This window comes from Aedoeadaptatus ivorii, assembly GCF_030815095.1.
In the GTDB taxonomy this organism is placed as follows: domain Bacteria; phylum Bacillota; class Clostridia; order Tissierellales; family Peptoniphilaceae; genus Aedoeadaptatus; species Aedoeadaptatus ivorii.
Window position 1 is genome coordinate 1 of sequence record NZ_JAUSWF010000015.1, and the last position, 2,379, is coordinate 2,379.

The 2,379-nt window shown below is 50.0% G+C and carries 2 protein-coding genes; both read left to right on the forward strand.

The genetic code is table 11. The features are described 5' to 3' along the window. Positions 1 to 740 precede the first annotated feature (740 nt). Positions 741 to 1,787, forward strand: coding sequence for an LCP family protein (locus QO008_RS08010; RefSeq protein WP_307385588.1), 1,047 nt, complete (start codon positions 741 to 743; stop codon positions 1,785 to 1,787). Between the two features lie 128 nt (positions 1,788 to 1,915). Beyond that, positions 1,916 to 2,188: a GNAT family N-acetyltransferase gene (locus QO008_RS08015; RefSeq protein ID WP_307385590.1), complete on the forward strand. Its 273-nt coding sequence runs from the start codon at positions 1,916 to 1,918 to the stop codon at positions 2,186 to 2,188. The last annotated feature ends 191 nt before the right edge of the window (positions 2,189 to 2,379 follow it).

Genomic DNA, 2,379 nt, shown 5'->3' on the forward strand with positions numbered 1-2,379 from the left:
CCCCACTCCTCAATTGGATACAAGACGCCGATGGAAGAATGGAATGAACGTCACTAAAAGTTGGAAAAGTTTGTCCAAAACATTGTACCAATTAAGAGCGCAGCGAAGTCGAACGGATCTCCAGTTAGCTATTGCGGGACGCCTGTTTGTATGGTACCTATTGTGTGTCTTATCCCCAAAAAAGAGAAGGTACGTCGCGCGGTCCGTCATCGGCCTCGTTGCGTACCTCTTGTAGGGAAAGAGATCTTTCGACGCGGGGCTTCGCCCCTTGCTCAAGATGACAATGGGATGTGACGTGGAAAACATTTGTCATCCTGAGCGGAATCGGGCCGCTCCGTAGGCTATTGCACCCCCATTCCTGTCATCCTGAGCGACGCCGAAGGCGGAGTCGAACGGATCTCCAGTTAGCTATTGCGGGACGCCTGTTTGTATGGTACCTATTGTGTGTCTTATCCCCAAAAAGAGAAGGTACGTCGCGCGGTCCGTCATCGGCCTCGTTGTGTACCCCGTGTAGGGAGAGAGATCTTTCGACGCGGGGCTTCGTCCCTTGCTCAAGATGACAATAGGAACGGTCGTGCGATCGTAAAACCCTTACTGCGAAAAGGCCATATAAAGTCCGCGTAAAGACCCTGAAAAATATCGTGCTGCAACCCCGATTGAAGTATAAGATTCGTCGAAGCGTATTGCGAAGAATCCACCGATCCGATAAGATAAAACGAGACAAAAAAAGAGGTGGAAGAATGAAATATATTAAAATTGCCGTAGTCACCCTGGCGATTCTCGTACTGGCCGGCGGGCTGGCGTTGGGATACAGGATCCAGGGCGGATTTTCACAAAGCGGCAAAGTCAGCAAAGAGGATGTGGCGCAGGCCAAAGAAAAGATCGACGCCATGGATACCACCAATCCCTTTAACGGCGACGATCCCCTGCATATCCTCTTGTTCGGCATCGACAAGACGGCGACGACGGATATGAGCGCAGAAAAGAATCCGACCCGAAGCGACGTGATCATGCTGGTGACCATCGACCCGGTTACCAAGCGGGCGCAGCTCTTGTCCCTACCCCGAGACACCTATGTAAACATTGAGGGACACGAGGGAAAGACCAAATTGGGGCACGCCTACGCCTATGGCGGCGAAGCATTGGCTGAAAAGACGGTCGAGGAGTTCTTAGACGTGCGGATCGACTACTATGCCACCGTAGACTATGAAGCCGTAAAGCGACTCGTAGACGCCGTGGGCGGAATCGAAGTCGATATTCCCTTCGACTATACGTACGAGGATACCTACGTGGTACCCAATCTGAAGATCGATTTTAAGAAGGGCAAACAGAAGCTGAACGGAGACGATGCGGTTCGGTATCTTCGTATTCGGAAGATCTACGAGAATCAGGACATAGATCGCATTCAAGTCCAGCAAAAATTCATGATGCAGCTTTTTGACAAGCTAAAGCATCCCGCCATGCTCCTAAAAGTTCCGGAGTTGATCGACATCACCCTCGAGAATGTCGAAACCAATTTGAACTACGGCCAACTGGCGTATCTGGCGCAGTTCAGCTTGGGGATGGGCGGCGAAGACATCCAAACCGACACCCTCGTCGGAGAAAACAAAAGGATCGGAGAAGTCGAGTACTACATCGTCGATCAAGATACCGCGCAAGAACAGGTGAAGCGGTTTTATGGCGGAAAGGGCAGCTATTTCCGAGAAATAGAAGCCAAGAAGGAAAAAGCCACCACAGATACAGGCGATGCGGTGAAAGAGGCGCGGGAAGCCGAAACCGAAGAATAAAGACATCCTTTTCGAATTTGCGAACGAACTACGGTTCGCCGAGGATTCGAAGGGGTGTTTTTTTTATGCAAAGAATGGGGTATAAGAAGCGAACACCTTTGTAAACAACCACAGCTTAGGAGAATAGTATGGAAATCAAGCAAACCAAAAATAGATTCTATGTTGGGGAGGCGGATCGCCCCACTGCACATCTGGACTACCGCGAGATCGACGAACACACCGTCGAGGCGTATCACACCGTGGTGCGGCCGGAGCTGCAAGGGCAGGGCATAGCTAAAAAGCTTCTGGAGCGTTTTATGGAGTATGTCAAGGCCAACGATTTGAAGGTCGTCGCCAGCTGCTCCTATGTCGACGTGAAGATGCGCGAAGATGCGGAATACGACAAATATTTGGAAAGATAGTCAACAACGCGGCGCTGTGTTTGTAAATGCGGCATAAGCAACTTTTACAGAATTCTAAAAAGCGATGAATCGTCTCTTGACACCCCTATGTGCCGCTAGTATAATAATAAAGTCATCTGAACGGCGGGCAAATCCGCCTTCGGCAGGAAAAAAGAAATCGAGAAGATTTCAATTTTCCATTGACAAGAGTT

Excerpts from the sequence above, each read along its gene's own strand:
- QO008_RS08015 (WP_307385590.1), top strand. The coding sequence starts at position 1,916 with ATGGAAATCAAGCAAACCAAAAATAGATTCTATGTTGGGGAGGCGGAT.
- QO008_RS08010 (WP_307385588.1), top strand. The coding sequence starts at position 741 with ATGAAATATATTAAAATTGCCGTAGTCACCCTGGCGATTCTCGTACTG.